Source organism: Sulfurimonas sp., assembly GCF_026196735.1.
In the GTDB taxonomy this organism is placed as follows: Bacteria; Campylobacterota; Campylobacteria; order Campylobacterales; family Sulfurimonadaceae; genus Sulfurimonas.
Window position 1 is genome coordinate 25,546 of sequence record NZ_JAPHUF010000005.1, and the last position, 18,186, is coordinate 43,731.

Annotated in this window: 19 protein-coding genes and 1 pseudogene; 17 read left to right on the top strand and 3 right to left on the bottom strand. The window is 32.9% G+C overall.

Annotation, left to right across the window (positions count from 1 at the left end; all coding sequences use genetic code 11):
* Positions 1-148: 148 nt before the first annotated feature.
* From plsY to OQK60_RS03220, 16 genes are all read left to right on the top strand, one after another.
* Positions 149-763 carry a glycerol-3-phosphate 1-O-acyltransferase PlsY gene (gene plsY, locus OQK60_RS03145; protein WP_297683984.1) on the top strand — a complete coding sequence of 205 codons (615 nt, stop codon included), beginning with the start codon at positions 149-151 and terminating at the stop codon, positions 761-763.
* 8 nt (positions 764-771) lie between these two features.
* Positions 772-1,101 carry a dihydroneopterin aldolase gene (locus OQK60_RS03150; RefSeq protein ID WP_297683986.1) on the top strand — a complete coding sequence of 110 codons (330 nt, stop codon included), beginning with the start codon at positions 772-774 and terminating at the stop codon, positions 1,099-1,101.
* A 100-nt stretch (positions 1,102-1,201) separates the two neighbouring features.
* Complete coding sequence (hsrA, locus tag OQK60_RS03155; protein ID WP_297683988.1) at positions 1,202-1,876, top strand: homeostatic response regulator transcription factor HsrA; 675 nt, start codon at positions 1,202-1,204, stop codon at positions 1,874-1,876.
* A gap of 104 nt (positions 1,877-1,980) precedes the next feature.
* Positions 1,981-3,285 carry a HAMP domain-containing sensor histidine kinase gene (locus tag OQK60_RS03160; protein WP_297683990.1) on the top strand — a complete coding sequence of 435 codons (1,305 nt, stop codon included), beginning with the start codon at positions 1,981-1,983 and terminating at the stop codon, positions 3,283-3,285.
* A 112-nt stretch (positions 3,286-3,397) separates the two neighbouring features.
* Complete coding sequence (locus tag OQK60_RS03165; protein ID WP_297683992.1) at positions 3,398-3,649, top strand: YfhL family 4Fe-4S dicluster ferredoxin; 252 nt, start codon at positions 3,398-3,400, stop codon at positions 3,647-3,649.
* 3 nt (positions 3,650-3,652) lie between these two features.
* Complete coding sequence (locus OQK60_RS03170; protein WP_297683993.1) at positions 3,653-5,119, top strand: Ppx/GppA phosphatase family protein; 1,467 nt, start codon at positions 3,653-3,655, stop codon at positions 5,117-5,119.
* An 82-nt stretch (positions 5,120-5,201) separates the two neighbouring features.
* Complete coding sequence (locus OQK60_RS03175) at positions 5,202-5,597, top strand: hypothetical protein (protein WP_297683995.1); 396 nt, start codon at positions 5,202-5,204, stop codon at positions 5,595-5,597.
* Entirely contained in the window at positions 5,587-7,095 is a 1,509-nt protein-coding gene (locus OQK60_RS03180) for a hypothetical protein (protein WP_297683997.1), read from the top strand. The genes OQK60_RS03175 and OQK60_RS03180 overlap by 11 nt, the downstream gene beginning before the upstream one ends.
* A 9-nt stretch (positions 7,096-7,104) precedes the next feature.
* Positions 7,105-7,899 carry a hypothetical protein gene (locus OQK60_RS03185; protein WP_297683999.1) on the top strand — a complete coding sequence of 265 codons (795 nt, stop codon included), beginning with the start codon at positions 7,105-7,107 and terminating at the stop codon, positions 7,897-7,899.
* The gene (locus tag OQK60_RS03190; RefSeq protein WP_297684001.1) at positions 7,886-8,326 is read left to right on the top strand and encodes a hypothetical protein; all 441 of its coding nucleotides are present in this window, start codon (positions 7,886-7,888) and stop codon (positions 8,324-8,326) included. The genes OQK60_RS03185 and OQK60_RS03190 overlap by 14 nt, the downstream gene beginning before the upstream one ends.
* A gap of 45 nt (positions 8,327-8,371) precedes the next feature.
* A complete protein-coding gene (locus tag OQK60_RS03195) occupies positions 8,372-9,040 on the top strand; it encodes a prepilin-type N-terminal cleavage/methylation domain-containing protein (protein ID WP_297684003.1) in 669 nt (222 codons plus the stop codon).
* Entirely contained in the window at positions 9,041-9,529 is a 489-nt protein-coding gene (locus OQK60_RS03200) for a prepilin-type N-terminal cleavage/methylation domain-containing protein (protein ID WP_297684005.1), read from the top strand.
* Positions 9,530-9,577: 48 nt separating this feature from the next.
* Positions 9,578-11,140, top strand: a complete 1,563-nt coding sequence (locus OQK60_RS03205) for an ATPase, T2SS/T4P/T4SS family (protein ID WP_297684007.1) — start codon at positions 9,578-9,580, stop codon at positions 11,138-11,140.
* Entirely contained in the window at positions 11,130-12,179 is a 1,050-nt protein-coding gene (locus OQK60_RS03210) for a type II secretion system F family protein (RefSeq protein ID WP_297684009.1), read from the top strand. The genes OQK60_RS03205 and OQK60_RS03210 overlap by 11 nt, the downstream gene beginning before the upstream one ends.
* Positions 12,179-12,835 carry a hypothetical protein gene (locus tag OQK60_RS03215; RefSeq protein WP_297684011.1) on the top strand — a complete coding sequence of 219 codons (657 nt, stop codon included), beginning with the start codon at positions 12,179-12,181 and terminating at the stop codon, positions 12,833-12,835. Before OQK60_RS03210 ends, OQK60_RS03215 begins: the two co-directional genes overlap by 1 nt.
* Before the next feature lie 15 nt (positions 12,836-12,850).
* Complete coding sequence (locus tag OQK60_RS03220) at positions 12,851-13,261, top strand: DUF4878 domain-containing protein (RefSeq protein WP_297684013.1); 411 nt, start codon at positions 12,851-12,853, stop codon at positions 13,259-13,261.
* Positions 13,262-13,275: 14 nt separating this feature from the next.
* Here the strand turns inward: OQK60_RS03220 and bamA are convergent, their stop codons facing one another.
* Positions 13,276-15,555: an outer membrane protein assembly factor BamA gene (bamA, locus tag OQK60_RS03225; protein ID WP_297684015.1), complete on the bottom strand. Its 2,280-nt coding sequence runs from the start codon at positions 15,553-15,555 to the stop codon at positions 13,276-13,278.
* A 101-nt stretch (positions 15,556-15,656) separates the two neighbouring features.
* Here bamA and OQK60_RS03230 point away from each other — a divergent pair, with 101 nt between their 5' ends.
* Positions 15,657-16,487 carry a prephenate dehydrogenase gene (locus tag OQK60_RS03230; RefSeq protein ID WP_297684017.1) on the top strand — a complete coding sequence of 277 codons (831 nt, stop codon included), beginning with the start codon at positions 15,657-15,659 and terminating at the stop codon, positions 16,485-16,487.
* On the opposite strand, the gene OQK60_RS03235 is transcribed toward OQK60_RS03230, so the two are convergent.
* The gene (locus tag OQK60_RS03235) at positions 16,484-17,893 is read right to left on the bottom strand and encodes a BatD family protein (protein WP_297684019.1); all 1,410 of its coding nucleotides are present in this window, start codon (positions 17,891-17,893) and stop codon (positions 16,484-16,486) included. The genes OQK60_RS03230 and OQK60_RS03235 overlap by 4 nt on opposite strands.
* 21 nt (positions 17,894-17,914) lie before the next feature.
* A pseudogene (locus tag OQK60_RS03240) lies at positions 17,915-18,186 on the bottom strand (VWA domain-containing protein); the annotation flags it as partial.

Genomic DNA, 18,186 nt, shown 5'->3' on the forward strand with positions numbered 1-18,186 from the left:
ATATCCTTGTATTTATTAGTCGCGTTATTATAGCAAAAATAAAAAATTAGATTATTTATTTTGACATGTATAACTGAAATAATTTATATTTTATATGCTTGTAACCATATAAAAGGTAGAATATCACAAATATTTCACAAGGTAATAAATGGATTTTTTATTTAACACAAATGTTCAGTTTTTTATAGCTGCCTATCTTGTAGGCGGTATTCCTTTTGGTCTGCTTTTAGCTAAAAAATTTGCCGGAGTAGATGTAAAGGCTAGCGGCTCTGGAAGTATTGGTGCGACGAATGTCTTAAGAGTTGTAAAAGAAACTGACCCGGCACTGGCAAAAAAACTAGGCGCTGCGACTTTGGCATTAGACGCCATGAAAGGTATAGCAGTTTTAACTGTTGCATATTTTGTCGGGCTGAGTGAAGCTACACTCTGGGGCATAGCAGTTTTAGCTGTTTTAGGTCACTGTTTTTCACCTTACTTGAACTTTGAAGGTGGAAAAGGTGTTGCAACAGGCATGGGTGTAATGATGTTTATGCTTCCTTTTGAGACTATTATTGCTCTTGTTGTATGGGCTGTCGGTGCTAAAGTTATCCGTATCTCTTCACTTTCATCACTTACTGCACTTGGAGCACTTATAATTGCAAGTTTTGTTATTCATCCGGATATGGCTCATGCTCCTGTTATTATAATAGGTTTTATTCTTTTTTATAAACATATTCCAAATATTATCCGCCTTGTCAAAGGTGAAGAAAAAAGAGTGGTTTAGTAATTATTATGATTATACATGTAGAAGATTTAAAGTTTCAGTGCATTATTGGAATTTTAGATTTTGAAAGACTAAAACCACAGGATGTTATTGTAAATCTGACAATTGATTATAACAATGAAAACGGCTTCATAAATTATGCTGATATCGTGGAAATTATTAAAGAAAATATGATAAAAAGTGAGTTTTTGCTCATTGAAAATGCTTTAGATAACCTAAATTTAAAGTTAACTAAAGCATATCCGTCCATAAAAAGCCTCGATTTAAAGATAACAAAACCTTCCATTTTACTCGACTGCAAGGTAAGTGTAAGCAATCGCTACAATTCCCAATCTTAATTGTAAGTTAAAAATTTATTAAAAAAAATTGAATTTTTCTTTAAAGTTAGCTAAAATTATGATATCATTCCGCCAAATATTTACATATAGGACATAATAAATGCGTATTCTTATTATAGAAGATGAAGTAACATTAAACAAAATGCTTGCTGAAGGACTAAAAGAGTTTGGTTATCAAAGTGATGTAGTAGAGACCCTAAAAGATGGAGAATACTACCTAGACATTCGTAACTACGATTTAGTACTAATGGACTGGATGCTTCCAGACGGAAATTCAGTTGATATTATTGGTGACATTAAAACTAATACTCCTAAAACTGTTGTAGTTGTTCTATCTGCTAGAGATGATAACGAGAGTGAAATCGAAGCTCTAAGAAGTGGTGCTGATGACTATATCAGAAAACCATTCGACTTTGATGTTCTAGTTGCTCGTCTTGACGCTCGTCTTCGTTTTGGTGGAAGCAACATCATTGAAATCGAAGATTTAATAATCAATCCAGAAGAAGAAAAAATCACTTATAAAGAGCAAGATATAGAACTTAAAGGTAAACCTTTTGAAGTTCTTACTCACTTAGCTCGTCACCGTGACCAAATCGTTTCTAAAGAGCAACTTCTTGATGCAATCTGGGAAGAGCCTGAACTAGTTACTCCAAATGTTATTGAGGTAGCTATTAACCAAATTCGTCAAAAAATGGATAAACCATTAGGAATCACTACTATCGAGACTGTTCGTCGTCGTGGTTACCGTTTTTGTTTTCCAAAAGAAATTAACTAGATTATTCCCAATAAGGGAGTAATCCCTTATCTCCTCTTATCCATCAAAAACTTTTTTATTTTAAATTAGCTATACTTTCAAATATTTGTTTTATAGGTTAAATAATGTTCTCATTTTCAACAAGAAGTATTAGACAAAGCTTTTTAATCCAGCTTATATTTGCTTCAGCTTCATTAATATTTATATTTTCATCTCTTCTTTATTTTTACATTGAACGCTCTATCTTTGAAGAAAAACATCAAGAACTTTTGAGTTTTGCTAAAAATATTGCACAAAATGAATCTATATACGGTTCAGGCATAGTATCTCCTGAAATATACTTAGGTGTAAATGTTGAAATCATATATCTTAAAAAAATTCACCAAAGCGGTGATTTATATGAGACAACAAAAGATGAAAAAACTCACCTTACAATTGTATATCCATTTAATTTAGATGAGTTGAGTTATCTAAAAATAACAAAAGAAATAACAGGCACCAAAAAATTATTAGAAAAAATACTTAACTACCTTTTTATCATAAATATAGCCGGTTTCTTACTTGTAATTATTTATGCGATTGGTTTATCTAAAATGCTTGTATCTCCTGTTAAAACACTAAGCAAAAAATTATCCAATATGAATGAACATTTAATGAAACCGATAAAAGTTGAGAAACTTCCCGAAGAGTTTGAGCCTCTAGGAGAAACTATAAACCACCTTATAGCAAGAATACAAAACTTTGTTAAATACCAAAAAGAGCTCTTTATCGGTACAGCACATGAGCTTAAAACTCCTCTTGCGGTAATAAAACTAAAAAACCAAGTTACATTGATAAAAAAAAGATCTCCTGAAGAGTACATAGAAGCAATAAACATCACAAACAAAACAATTGATGAGATGAATATTGTAGTATCAAATATACTCAATATAGGTCGTCAAGAGGGCGCACAACTTGAAAAACCGACTGAAGTAGATATAATAAAAGTTCTCCGTGAAAAAGCAGATGATTTTAAGCTCCTTGCTGCAAATGAAGGAAAAGAACTTCACATGAGTTTTGAACCTTCTGGATTTATGGCCATACTTCAGGTTAGTTTACTAAATCAAATAGTTCAAAACTTTTTACAAAACTCCTTAAAATTTACTCCCAAAGATGGCCGTGTAACACTTAAAAGCTCACAAAACAGCTATGGACTTCTTATAGAAGTCATCGATGAAGGATGTGGCGTAGATGAGAGTGTTGACCTTTTTGCTCCATTTAAAAGACAAGGAAATAAACAAGGTGTCGGCTTGGGACTTTTTTTAGCTAAAAGCGCAGCAGATGCTTTAGGTGCAAAAATAAGTATAAAAAACAGAACTGATGGCATCAAAGGAACTGTTGCTTCTCTTAACTTAAACTCTAAACTTTCTTGTATATTACCAAGAAGTTAAACAAATAAGATAATTTAAAAAATAATAAAGCTTTATTCTGATATAAATCGGGCACATATAATATATATTAAAAAATATATTAAAAACCAACTAATAACTATAAGGTATTTTAATGGCTTTACTAATAAATGATGAATGTATTGCGTGTGATGCATGTCGCGAAGAGTGCCCTACTTTAGCTATTGAAGAGGGAGACCCAGTTTACTATATAGATCCAGACAGATGTATAGAATGCGTTAGTATCTATGACGAACCGGCATGTATTTCTGTATGTCCTGTTGATTGTATTATTCCAGATAAAGACAATGTAGAATCAATTGCTGAACTCCAATTTAAATATAAGCACCTACAAGAAGAAGAATAAATTTTGGCAAAGCGAGTAGCAGTCATAGACATAGGTTCTAACTCTGTTAGAATGGTCGTCTATGAGAGAACTTCTCGATTTGCATTTCATATACTCCACGAGAGCAAAAGCAGAGTTAGGCTATCTGAAAATGCTTATCAAAATGGTGGCAATCTTCAAGAAATTGCTATGCAAAGAACTTTTGATGCCCTTGAAAACTTCCTATCAATAATAACATCATACAAAGCTAGAAAAACTCTATGCGTTGCCACTTCAGCACTTAGAGATGCCCCCAATAAAAAAGATTTTATTCTTAGGGTCAGAAATTCTCTCGGCCTTAATATAAAAGTAATAGACGGACAAAGAGAGTCTTATCTTGGAGCCATCGCCTGTGCTAATCTTCTACCGGAACAAAATAATGCTCTGAGTATTGATATTGGTGGCGGATCAACTGAGTTTTCACTTATTAACAAAAAAAATATCGATAATAATATCTCTCTCAATTTGGGAACAGTAAGATTAAAAGAACTTTTTTTTGATAATAATGACTTAGATGGTGCTAAAGAGTACATAGATACTCAGCTTTTAAAATTAGACTCTATTCATGCCTTAAGTATTGTTGGAATCGGTGGAACATTTAGAGCTATCTCATCTGCATTGATAAGCAGCAGCAACTACCCGATAAAAAAACTACACGCTTATGAATCTAACTATAAAGAGTTTAGTGAGTTTTTGAAACAAATTTTAGACTCTGATGAAGATCAATTAAAAAAGTTGGGAATCAAAAAAGATAGATTTGATGTTATAAAACCTGGTGCTTTGATATTAGATAGGATTTTAAATAAATTTGAAATCAAAAACCTTATAACAAGCGGTGTGGGCGTCAGAGAAGGAGTGTTCTTATCGGATTTACTTAGAAATTCAAAAGACAAACTCCCTGCAAACTATAACACATCGGTAAGATATATACTTGATTCACATGTAGATAATACTGCTTACTCAAACCAACTAAATAAAGTTGCAAAATCACTTTTTGATATGACTTATGAAGCGTTTGATATAGATAAAACACATCGCTATGAGCTGGCAATTGCATCTAAACTATGCATGAGCGGCAGCAATACACATTTTTACTCACAGTATAAACATAGTTACCATCTTATTCAAAATGTATTAGAGTTTGGTTTTACTCACAAACAAATTACCCTTATTGCTACACTGGTAAAGTATGCAGGAAGAAAACTTCCCTCATCATCACATATACAAAAATACAAAGAATTGCTTCCAAACACTCAGCAACTAAATTATCTTAGCAATATATTATCTCTTAGCATCGCTCTATTGAGTCATAGACCTAGAAATATCAACTTTACTCTTAGCTTTAAAAACAATGAACTCACGGTAACATCAAAAGACAATCTCTATTTAGCAAAAGATAGCGTAAAGAAACTAGATTCAACAAAAAGCTTCTCTATAAAATTCTTATCTTAATATTTTTTATTTAATTAATCCTGTAATAATATTGGCACAGTATATGCTTATATAAGACAATTCATCTAGAAAGGTTTTATAAATGCGTCAAACATTTGTAATATTTTTTATATTACCGACATTTATTTATGCTGCATATAACCCTTTCTTTAGCGACACCAGTGTACCAAAACAAAAAGAACCAGAAGTAAAAATAATTTATAAAGAACCTAAGCCAAAACCAAAAAGAACTGATATAAAAATAAGTTATTTTGGGTTTATTGAAAGCAACAAAGGTAAATTTGCATTGGTAAATATAAAAGGTAAAAATATAGTCTTAAAACAAAAAGACTCTGTATACATTGGAGAACAAGTAGTAAAGGTTGTTAAACTTTCAAGTAATTATATAGTTTTAAAAGACGGTTATAACACTCCACAAACAATATACTTTAGCTCTAAATTACCAGATAGAAATACGGAGTATAATAATGCTAGGTAAATCTACTCTATTTATTTTTTTAATAGTAGCTTTATTTATACACGGTTGTTCTAATGATTATAAAAAAGAAGTACTCAAAAAAGAGTTAAAAAAAGAATTTGATGACTTAACAAAAAAAGTGCCACAAGAATCAGCAATAAAAACAATAGAAGTTAGTGCTGAAAACTTCAAAGTTACTAAAAATATAATACCTGACAATGAGCAGATAAAGCGTATTAAAATTTTGGGTGCACCACTAGATGATGTAATTGCACTTCTTAGTGAAGCAACGGATCAAGATATTATTTTTCAAACTCAATCTCAAAATGATTCTAACCAAATCAGCAATAATAATTATAATAACAACAATACTGGTCTGCGTACAAATAGTGTTAGAACTTATAACTATAATAATAATAACAATAATAATCAATCACATGACAATAACCTAGAAGTTGGAAATCAAGATACGGGTACAGCTAATGTTTTCTTATCAGCATCAAATATTGGATTTGGAAAACTACTAAAGAAAACTGTAGGTGATAAACTTAGTATCAATTATGATGATGGAACTTATTATCTTGGGTATGTTAAAACTGTGACTTTAAAGATACCATCTATCACTGAGTTGGCTGAACAGATGAAAAATACATTAACAACTCTTGGCGCACTCAATGTTGTTCAAGACTCTGTTACATCTACAGTTACATTTTCTGCAAGAGAAAAAGAGTATCAAGATATTATGAAATATCTTACAATACTTAGAAACAACCTTTATGTCATAGAGTATGATATAGCTATTTATGATGTAGACCTTAATGATAACTATAGCCTTGGCATTGACTGGAGTCTTGTTCCAACCGGTGCTAAAGACTTAGAGTTTACTTCTCAGACTTCTTCATCATTTGGAGCAGCCGGTACTGTAGCTACATCTGCAGTATTTGGAACTTTGCTAAACAACGAATATTTTTCTGCATCAATGATAGGAGAAGCACTAACTAAATTTGGAACTGTTGAGAGTATTCAAAAACCAAAACTGCTTGGTATTGCCGGAACAGATGTAACACTTATTGATGGTGAATCAGAACAATACATATCAGGTTTAACTTCAACTGCAGTTGGAGACACAGGCATACAGACAACTACTCAAAATGCAACTGCACAGAGTGGTTTACAAATAACACTAAACTCAAATATAATGGATGGAACCGTTATAACAGACATCAACTTAGTGGTTAATGATATTGTAGGTTATAGTGACTTTAGTGTTGGAGATACATCTTATGCTCAACCAAAAGTGCGCACTAAGACTATTACAAACAACATAAGAGTTCAGCCGGGAGTACCTATTGTTATATCCGGTCTTTTTAGACACAAAAAAGACAAAGGATATAAAGGAATACCTGGCTTAGCTCAAACTGATGCGCGTATTTTAGGTGGCAGTGAATACACTTCTATGTCCAAAAGTGAAATGGTTATCATTGTAACTCCAAGAGTTATCAAGTATGTAATGAAGTGATGGCATAAGATGGCAATATTTACAGCAGGATGTATTGAAACTACTAACAACTCTAGCGAGATAAGAAATAGTGTATATGAATTAGCAAGACATGATCTTGACTCTCCTGCTATGAAAATATCTGTTAGAAAATCTCCCACATGTATAAACTTCATAGCTTTTTTACCCAAAGACAAAATCATACAAGAAAACATTCTAAAAAAAGTTTCAGAATGTGAGAGCCGCACAGTAATAGTTTTTGAGCTTGATTATAAGTATGTCGGTGTTGTATGTGAATACAGACGAATCATAGATTATATTTTAGACAAACCAAAAGAGTTTGCGCAGGAACGAGGTTACGAGACAGTATTTGTTGATAACGCTGATGGTGTAAAACTTGTCTCCTTTAATTTAGATGAAAATAATCGTAGAGCAAAGGCTGGATTTATATCCTTAGGATTTACGATTTTATTGACAACTACTATCTTTTATAGTGGTTTTTATTATATGCAAGATACACAAATCAATAAAGGAAATAAGGACTCTTTAGAAAAACAATATAAAAATATTGTAAAAAATGAGTTTAAAAAATCTGAAAAAATTATAAAAAAAGTTGATATGGTTGAGGCTATCGAAGGTATTGAAAAATTAACAAAAGCTACTGAGTCAAGACTATCACAAATTACATATAGTAAAAACAATATATGTGTCAAGATAGAGACTCCACAGGTTGAAACATTTGTAGGTATGCTTCCTAAAAATATTAAAATAAACCATAAAGATATCATAAAAGGTGAGGTGCAATACTGTTATGAAACAATATAACCTAATCATCCTTTTTATTCTTATACTAGTCACTATAAGTGTCTCAAGCTATTTCTTTTACTTAGACATAATTTATAAAGACAAACTTGTAAAAACAGATGTAAAGTCACTGTACGATTTAAAGCGTATTGCAGGAAAGCCCATAGTGCAGTACGCTAATCCCACTGAATTGGAGGAGAAGATTGTTGAGTATAATCAGATTATACTTGAACTAAATATTGACGCTATTGCTGAAATAGAAAACAATATTATAGTAATTCGTGGAGCTATTCATAATAGCTTTTCGTATATATTACTAAAAAGACTACTAGATATCGTGAAAAACGATGAAGTAAATTTGAATACAACTTGTATTGGAAAGGAGTGCACTGAAGATAACTTTGGGTTTTTAATAAAAATTAGGCCGTACTTATTAAAGTTAAAATAGCAGTTGCCGATATACAGGTTAACTTACAAAAAAAAGGAATTAAACATGAAACAAGGAAGTAACATGACTGTAAGTCATAAAGGAATGAGAAAAGGTATCTCTTTAATGGAGATGTTAGTTGCAATTATCTTGCTAGGTATTTTATCGTCAGTTGGTTTTACTTACTACAAAAACTACTATAGTACAGCACTTGCTGCAAAACAGATTAAAGTTGCAATTTTACTTGATCAAGCTGCACAGCTGAAAAATGGCTTAGAGTTATACGCTGTTAAAACTGGTGTAGATGCTAACTCATCTGTTGCAGATCCAGCAGATGCTAACAACGGTTTAGGTCTACTTGTAGCACAAAGAATTATTACATCTATACCTGCAACAATTCCGGATATGTCTGATCAAGGTTGGTTCGTATCAACTAATACTGTAGATATTGATAGTACTTTTATTCAAACTCAGGGTGGTACAACACTGAATGAACAATTTCTTACTTATGATTTGAATGGTACAGCGGTAGGTTCTGACAGACAAGACTACTGTAATGCTCTTAATAACATCGCTTCTAACGGTGCATTAAGTTATGATGTTGTTGAAGCTGGCTTAGGTGCTGATATCAATGCATCAGCTGAATTAGCTAACAATACTTTCTTCTGTTGGGATTCTGATACTGGTACAGCTGATTCTGGTCAGCAGTTAGTATTCTTAACAAAGATTCAATAATTGCGTCAAGCGTTTTCACTGCTTGAACTATTACTTGCTATAGCCCTTGCGGGGGTTATGGCATACACTGCATCTTTTTATCTAGACATTGATTCAATATCCAAACAAAATGTCAAAACTCAGCTTCAATCTCACTTTAATATTATTACATCGGTAATTTTACAATGTAAAGAGCATAGTAATGTTTTCCCAATTCAAAGTAACGGTTCACTAGCTTCTGGCACTCTTTTAAGTACCCTAGAATGTAATACGACAACCCCATATCAACTAGATGGCGGCAAAGGCAGTTTTATACCTCCTGCACTCGATAATTTTACAGCTTATACAGCTACACAAAACGGCAGTGAATTTTACTTCTCCACAACTACCGCTATAAACTCAGTAAATGATGAAGTTTTACTAGAGTTAAATACTACATACTCTCCAAATCAATACGAACTTACTCACGATGCTACAACAGCTTTTTTAAACTTTTATCTATCTCGTTAATTATAATGGTATAATTATTTAAAAAATAATATGAACCAAAAAAATAATATGAATTTAAAAAAAATATTAACGCCAAAACAAATAGAAGTATGTAAAGAAGAAAAATCATATTACCAGCGTATAGGCATTAATAAAAATATATTACAAATAGCTATTGAACATAATTTTATTAAAAAGAAAGAAAAAAACAACCCTCACTCTCTAGAACTGCTTAAAAAATATGAAATAATAATTGCCGACGAAAATGAAAACAGTTTTTACATTGAAAGCAAAGAACTTCTTGGTCCAAACAGATTAAAAGAACTAAAAGAGCTGCTACAAAAAAATGTAATTCAAAAAACAATTCCAGTACGAGAATTTAACGAAAAATTTGATCTTATTCTTAGCATAGACCCGGATATTATTGAAAAGAAAATAAAACAGTTTAATGCATTTGACTCGGATGATACAGAGATACTAGCTCTTTTAAGAATGATATTAAAACATGCTATTAAAAACAGTGTAAGTGATATTCATATAAATGCCTACGAAGAATTTTCTTGGTTAAGATATAGACAAAATGGCATAATTCAAGCAAAACATCTTCTAAACAAAGAACTGGCACAAAGGTTCTCATTGATTTTAAAAGAAAAATCACGCATAGATCTCATAGATGTAAAATCCCCGCAAAGTGGAGGATTTACAGAAGAATTTGATAATGGTGTAGTAGATTTTCGTATAGAAATCGCACCATCAATTTTTGGTGAGAATATTGTTGTTCGTATTCTTGATAAATCAAATAATTTAAAATCTCTTGAACAACTTTTTCCAAAAGACCATCCCATGGGTGAACATCTTTTTCGTTTTGTAAATGAAAAAAATGGTTTCTTTCTTGCAGTTGGACCAACCGGTAGCGGTAAAACAACAACATTAAATGCCATACTAACGCAAAGAGACAGGTTACATGAAGTAATATACACAGTTGAAGATCCAATTGAGTACAAGATTGATTTTATTACGCAATATCAAGTAAACGAAGCTGTTGGATTTAACTTTGATACGGCTATGAAGTCTATAATGCGTCAGGATCCAGATGTTATTGTTATTGGAGAGATGAGGGATAAACTAAGTATTCAAATTGCTCTAAAGGCTTCTCATAGTGGGCATATGGTATTTTCTACCCTTCATACAACAAATGCCTACATGGCACTAGAGCGTATTCGAGATGAAGGCGGAGACCTTTTTATATTAGCCTACTCATTAAGCGGTGTAGTTGCTCAAAGACTTGTGCCAAAACTGTGTGAGTGCAAAAAAGAATCTACGCAAAAGAACGGACAAGAGTATTTTAAATCAGATGTTATGGGATTTGAAAAAAATGGATGCATTAAGTGTAATTTTACCGGCTATTACAGTAGAGCGTTGCTTACTGACATCGTATTTATACCACCGGACATGAAAACAAGATATACATTTTATATGGCACTTAAAAACAGCTCAGTTTTGCAAGCTTGGGATAATCTTATAACATTTAGTTATTACCAATCAGCACAATATCTATATAATAAAGGATTATGTGACTACGAAACGCTTAAATCAGAGCTCTTTTCACTTGGATATGTAGATGAAGATTGATGCCTATACCATGCTAAAGACCCTGCATTTTACTATTAAAAACGGTAAGAGCATATCTAGTGCTATGAATTTACTCGCCAACACTGCAAAAACAAAACAAGAAAAAAAAATATATACTAAAATCTATGATGATATAAAAAATGGCTATAGTTTCTCTAAAGCACTATTTCAACATAAAATAGCTTCATTAGATGTCATAAACTTTATAAACCTTGCTGAAAAAGGTGCTAATTTTCGCATTGCCTTAGAAAAAATTATTCACTATATTGAAGTAAAAGATGAGTTTGAGAGAGAATCAAATGCAAAAACCACTCTTCCAATCATCTACTTCGGTATCGCATCACTAATTGTACTTGGGGTGAAGTTTTTTGCTGTTCCATATCAAATGGCTGAAGTTGCCAGCTACAATCAAATAGTAAAAGATTTAGTAGCTGACCACTTAGAGTTAGCACAGTTAATGACGGATATACTGTTCATCAGTCTTGTCCTAATAGCTAGTTATTTTTTTATTTTACTGGCTGCACTATTTAGTCAATCAAGAACCATGCAAGCAGGTGCCAAACAATTGGCATTAATTCTTCCTTTTACATCATCTATTGTAATGAAGTTTGAAAAATTTATGCTTTTTAGTATGCTTGGAGAGATGCTGCAAAGCGGAATATCCTTTCAAAAAGCCATGAATTCAGCTATACCCACTACAACTGTTAAGAAGTTTAAAAAAGCTATTAGAAGCACTTTAGATATTATAAAACATGATGGTAAATTCACTTTGCATCCTGATTTGTATGATGATTTGGAACAAGGCCTTCTTTCAGGTGTTGGTACATCTAAACAGATTGGTTCTGTTATGCTAGAAATAAGCGACAGAGCTAGAACTGATGCGTTAAAACTGAGTACAAAGTTTTTTCGTCTAATCACCATACTATCGATTTTCTTAATGGCTTTTGCAGTATTTATTGAGTATTACACAATTGTTTTAACACAAATAATCATACAAAAAGGCTTTATAGATGCTTCAAAAACAGGAGTTTTCAACTAATGCGTAGTGGTTATTTTTTAGTTGAAGCTATGATAGCTATTATCATTACAGGTATTGTAGCCGGTGCTTTTACCATGATGAACTATTACACAAGTATCCAATCAGATATATTAAAGCAGCAAAACACTAAAACAATTCTAGAAATTGTTCGAAGCAGGTTAATCAGCCTAGCCACAGACCCTGATTCTGACTCATATTTTGAATTACCCAAAGAGGATGCGAACAATACTCTGCCTGTTAGCATTGGTGTTGGTACAGATGCTTGGGGCAAATTAATATACTACTCTACTATAGACCTTGGAATACCCAATGTTGTGGACGGAAATTATTCAGATACAAATACTTCCATATCACCAAACAACAATATTGCAGGTCGTTTAATCAGCTATGGTGAGGATATGATACTTAGCACAGATTCTAATCATAGCACTGCACAAGGTGATGATATAATGCTTGAAATTGGTCTTGGAGAACTGAACCATTTTAAACTTTATGGTAGTTCTGAGATTAGTACAGAAACACGCGGTTACAATAGTGCTATAGTCTCTGCATCTGAACCGGCTACTCCCATAAACGGTGCTCTATGGTATGACACAGTAACTTCTAAACTAAAAATATACTCCCAAACTGATTCTAATTGGACTATTTTAAATTAAACACAAGGAAGGATTATGACTTTTTCAAAAATAGGTATATTAACATTACCTGCAATATTATTTATCGGCTGCAGTAGCACACCAAAAGATGCCGTTGCTAATATGTATGACGCGCTTAAAGAAGGCGATGTGGTAAAACTTGCCAACAATACCGCTGAGACTATGAGTATATCGTTAATGTCTGAGTCACTAAAAGATTGCAGTATTGATAAAAAAAACTATAAAGATCAAATTAATCTAACTAATGACTGTTTAAAAGAGAAGTATAAAAATATAAGCTATAAAGATATAAAAATAACCGATGTGTCTAAAAACAAGGCCTATGCTGAAGTAGCAGTTATTCAAAATAACAATGAAATATTGATTACATTTGCAGTAGAGAAAATTGACGGAAAGTGGATGGTCTCAGGTCGTAAAAGGCAGTAAAATACTACCTTTTTTTAGAACCTCTGTCCCATAGTAAACTCAAATACTGCTGTTTTATCATCCTCTTCTTCTCCAAGTGGTTGAGAGAACATTAGCTGGATTGGTCCAACAGGTGAGAACCACTCTAGCCCGACACCATAACCACCACGGGTTATATTATTTGCAATATATGGGGTAGTAGTGCCGCTGCTACTCTCTAGCTCATTACCAGAAGCACCTATATAGCCATAGTCTACGAATGTAACCATACGCATTTTAGCTTTTGGGACAAGTGGAAAACTGAGCTCAAAACTATTTGAAGCTGTGAGTTCTCCACCCACTCTTCTGTCTTCAGTAGCATTCACATCTGTGTTTACAATTGTTGGTGATAAAGAGTATGATTCATATCCTCTTACGCTTCCGATACCGCCCATATAAAATCTTTCAGCAACCGGCAAATATCCATTCTCTTTTACATAGTTGATTCTAGCTTTATATCTGGCAATAACATCAAATCCAAACCATGAAGCTAAACCTTTATATGCAGAAAAAGTTGTTCTACTCTTAAAAAATTCTGCATCTCCACCCAATCCGGAAACCTCGAAACTTTGACTTGCACTGATACCTTTTCTAGGAAGATAATAGTCATCAGTATCATCATACTTTACACTTACAGTAATAGAGCTTTTTGCATAATCCTCAAAGAAATATGTATCAAGTGTTGTATTTGTATCATCAAATTCATAACTATTGCTTGAATAACCATAACCTATGTATCCACTAATATATCTGGTAAATCTATGTCCCAGTCCAGTCGTAAATCCATTTGAAATAGTAGTATAATCATTGTACTCATAGTCTGATGTATAAATTGAAAAGTTACCGCTAAAGTCACTATCGTTAAGTCTTGGATTTGATATATTGAATGAATAGTTCGATGTCAATGAAGATCTCTCAGCTTTTACACCTACATTTATACCTGAACCCCAAATATTTCTATCATCAACTGCAACACTTACAAGTAATCCTCCATAACTTCCATATCCACCGCCCAGTTGAATATTTCCTGTTGGAGCTTCAGTTACCTTTACAATTAAGTCCATCGTATTGTTGTCAACTCTTTTTTCTTCAATTGTATTTGCGTCAAAAAAACCAAGTCGCCCAAGTGCACTTCTAGAGTCTGTCAAGTCTGTTAAAGAGTACATATCTCCAGGCCCAAGATATAGCTCTCTTCTAACAACTCTATCTAATGTTCTACTGTTTCCGGAGATGATTACATTTCTTATTTTTACTCTTTCCCCAGGCATAACTTTAAATACAACTTCTACCGTACGATTTTCTTTATCTTTTTTCAAGTCTGGAACAACCTGAACAAATGCATAACTTTTATCTGCTATTAAAGTTTTGATTCTCTCTGAATCCTCTCGAAAAGTTTTAACATTAAAAGGTTCGCCTATCTCAAGTTTTATCAGCTCTTTAATAAGCTCATCATCAACTACATGTTTAGCTTGATTTATAGTTATTGCACTGATAGTATAAACATTACCCTCTTCAATCTGGTAACTCATATCTGCTGTATAGTTGTCAAAATTTACTTTCACAAAAGGTGCATCAACTTCAGAGTCCAAATATCCATGCTGCATGTATAAGTCACGGATTCTTAGAGGGTCGTAAGCTAAATCGTTAAGTCTCATCTTTCCATCATTGCGCCCCCAGAACCAACCCATAAAGTCTCTCTCTTTATTTGCTATAAGGTCATCCCAGTCATCGCTCTCAAGCCCTGACAAACCACTGTATTGTAGATTTTCAATTATAATCTCTTCGCCTTCATTAACCACAAAAGTAACTTTGTAACTTCCATTTTCCAAAAGTTCTTTTTCAATCTCAACAACACTGTCTATTTTCGCATCTTGATTTATTGCTTCAATAATTCTTTTTTTTGCAGCTTCAAGTTTTTTCTCATCATACAAAGAACCTCTTTTAATCTGGATGATGGCATCTTTTACCTCTGTATCACCCTCTTTCCAACCTTTTAGCTCTATCTGTGATATAAGCGGTTTCTCTTTAAAGTAAAATGTTAATTCCCCATCTTTTACTTCAGCCCAAGCGTCTTCAAAATACCCCTGTTTATAGTAGGTCTTTATAGACTCATCAATAATTTTATCATCGATAGTATCACCAATATCAAAATTAAGCATTCTAAGCGCTACTGACTCTGATATATGAACCATTCCGTTATATTTAATAGATTTAATTGTATAGGCTGAGGCGTTTATTGCCGCTAGAGTTAGTAAGATTGCTAAAAATATTCTCATTTATTTCCCGTAGTTCTAAAATTTAAAAGAGATTTTACCTTTTATGAGGTTAATGTTAAGTAAACTTTGTATAATTTGATAAATTAACTTGAGAGTATGATATGAATGTAGCAATAATCGGTTTAGGACTCATGGGCGGGTCACTTGCTAAGAGTCTAAGAAGATTAGATTTTATCAGCACTATTGTTGGAAGTGACCACAACAAAATACATCAAAAACAGGCGATTGAGCTTAATTTAGTCGATAAAATTGTAGAGTATGATGAACTTAAAAACTGTGATGTAATTTTTTTGGCTATTCCTGTAGATGGGATTATATCAGCACTTAAAAATTTAACAGATGTAAATGAGAAAACAACTATCATAGACCTTGGAAGTACAAAAGCCAAAATTGTTTCATCTGTGCCACTGGCTATAAGAAAAAACTTTGTCGCAGCCCATCCGATGACCGGAACAGAGAACTTTGGTCCAACAGCTGCAGTTGATGGTCTTTATGAAAATCAAGTTGTAGTTTTATGTGATTTAGAGCACAGTGGAGAGAAACAGACAGAAGTTTCTAAAAAAATATTTAAAGCTCTTGGAATGAAAAAGTATTTCATGAAAGCATCTGAGCACGATCGCCATGCTGCTTTTATATCTCATATGCCCCATGCCATCTCTTACTCTTTAGCAAACACTGTTATGAATCAAGAGAATAAAAACAACATTTTAGCCCTTGCAGCCGGTGGTTTTCGTTCTATGAGCCGTTTGGCAAAGAGTTCTGCAAATATGTGGGAAGATATCTTTAGACAAAACAAATCAAATCTGCTTGAAGCGATAGAGCTTTTTGAAGATGAACTGAAACTTCTTAAACAAAATATCAAAGAAGAAAATTGGGAAGAGGTGCATAAAAACATTGAAGCCGGAAAACGACTTCACGATATTTTAGACTAGTCTATTTTATATTTTTTCAAAATCTCTTTTAAAGCTTTTTTATCAAGTTCGAGCTTCTGGCCAGAGTAGATACTCTTTTCCAACAAATCTATAATATTTTTGACCTCTTCATCATCTTTAAAAGGGAACAGTTTTACTAGGAGCACCTTTGGCTCCTTGAGTGAACTTTTCTTCTCTTTTTTAAGTCTTTTGAGCGGTTTTATCATCATGATTAAGATTCCACATGTCAAACCGATTATAAAAGCAATAACAAGTGTTAACTTATCAAATTCACCGCTAGATACATCAACTTTAGCTTGAGGCGTTTCTCTCTTGATAGTCAGCTCTTCTTTGACTTTTGCATTTTTAACTTTTATATCTATCTCTTTTGATGAGATGGTTTTTATTTTTTTAGTCTCTGTGTCAAAATACTTCAAACTAAATGCCGGTATCTTAAAGTCTCTCTCTGCTACAAAAGCTATCTTTTGAGTCAGTAAAGTGTCCTCTATGGCAATCTTTTCATCAAAAACGCTTACTCCGTCTATATATGGCTTGAAGGTTTTTATATCCTCTAGATTACCGACTCCAGTAACTTCTACGGTAACATTGACGGCTTCATTTACATTTATCTCTTTTTTGTCAACCTTTGCCTCTATGGTAAAATCACCCACCAATGTTACTCCGGATGGAAGAGCCTTAACATTTATATCCAACTCATTTGAGAAGTAAGTTTTCCATCTAATTGTTGGTATCCATGAACCCCAACTATCTGCTCTATTGCTTCTTGAAGCTATTCTCATCTTAGCTTTTGTAATTTTTAAGCTTCCTTCTCGTTGTGGTGCCATAGTATAGATAACTTTTGTTACTGTATAATCTCCATCTCTAGAGCTTATAGGTTGAGACTTGTTTTTAATCCAAAAACCCTTTAATTCGGGGGCGATAAACTCACTGTCAACTGCCTGCGAGTCTATTTTTTGCTTAAATGTCAAAAGCAAGTCAAATGTTTCGCCGACAAAAAGCTCCTTTTTATCGGTGCTGAGAGTTAGTTCAAAGTTTTTGTCTTTTGCACCTGTAACTGGTTTTACTTCTATCTCTACAGGATTACTAAGCTCAGTTTTCCCACCTATATCTACTTCTATTGGTTCAATCGTACAACTTTTTTGCGGTACAAACTTATAGCTTAAGATGTAACTTTTTGTAATATTTCCATTTACTATCTGCACGCTTGTTTGAGAACTTGTAGATATAACATCAGTGTCACATAACCTCTGTATATTTGGTCTTGTGATATCTTCTCCTGATATGTTTAAAGAGTATGTAACCATTTCTCCAAGTTCTACAGTCTTATAATCAACTTTAGCTGTAACACTTGCATAAATAACATGTGGTATTATCAATAAAAATAGTAGCTTAAAATATCTGTTCATTTTTTTCCTTTATATCTATACTTACCATGGTTTTTCATCTGAGTTTTCTCTCTTAGGTTTTGAGTCATTAAGTTGATACATGTATGTATTGCTCTCACTATTAAGCTCTCCAAGCCATTTCTCTTCTTCTGCGTCACTCATTTTTTGTTCTTGTAATTCTTTTGATGGTGCAGATGATTTCTCTTTCTTATCATCTTTTTTTAGCTCTTTTAAATCATCTTTTTTCTTTTTTTCTTCTTTGGCATTTTCTTTTTTTTTTTCTTGTTCTTCTTTTTCTTTTTTACTCTTCATAT